At 51.9% G+C, this 688-nt stretch carries 1 protein-coding gene; it reads right to left on the bottom strand.

Going from position 1 to position 688, the window contains the following annotated elements; translation table 11 throughout:
• Positions 1 to 583: hypothetical protein (locus tag J7438_RS26655; RefSeq protein WP_209279043.1), on the bottom strand; the 583-nt coding region annotated here is incomplete at its 3' end.
• Between the last annotated feature and the right edge of the window lie 105 nt (positions 584 to 688).

The following is a 688-nucleotide window of genomic DNA, read 5'->3' as shown; positions in this document are numbered from 1 at the left end:
GGCCTGTGGACATTATATTGGCATCAGTAAAGCGCAGGCGATCGACACGGCCTTCACCGGCCAGGTTTTTTATCAGGCAATGTCTGAGGTTACCGATGGTACGATTTTCACCATGGAAGATGCCGGTAAACGGATGGGTCTCATCACCGATGGATTGCAATTGGCCACCATCAATACACGGAACAATTTGCCGGTAAGTGCCATTCAGTGGATAGCGCGGGTAACGGCCAATCTTGCTCAGGGTTTTGGCATCTGCCACATCAATCGGCTGGTCGCTGTCAGGGGTGGCCGATGCTGCCAGGCCCACAGCAGCAAGACCGGACAGCGCCCCCAGCACCGCCGTCACCAGATGACCAGACCCGGGCGCTATGCTGGCCGGTTTACGATGCTGCTGCGATGAGTTCTGTTGTGTGTCTTTTATTTTATCGTTGTCGTTTTCCTGGGTTCCGTCCCGGGTATTGTCCGGTAAAAACGGTACTACCCCAGACTTCCTGGATACATCCAAACTGCCCCATCGTCCCTGTGGCTCTATAGACGGTATTGTTGTAAGTCGGGAGTCGCTGGCAGTGCCGCTTCTGGGCACGGTTGGTGGCTGTATCAACATTACTACCTCATCAATACTTCGAACGCTTTTTCTTAAAAATAACCTGTGTCGTGTAAATCAGCGAATAAGATATAAACACCAATA

This window comes from Thalassotalea sp. G20_0 (assembly GCF_017744175.1).
Lineage (GTDB): Bacteria > Pseudomonadota > Gammaproteobacteria > Pseudomonadales > Endozoicomonadaceae > Endozoicomonas.
The sequence above is the reverse complement of the archived record's forward strand: the minus strand, read 5'-3'. Positions and strand labels throughout refer to the sequence as shown.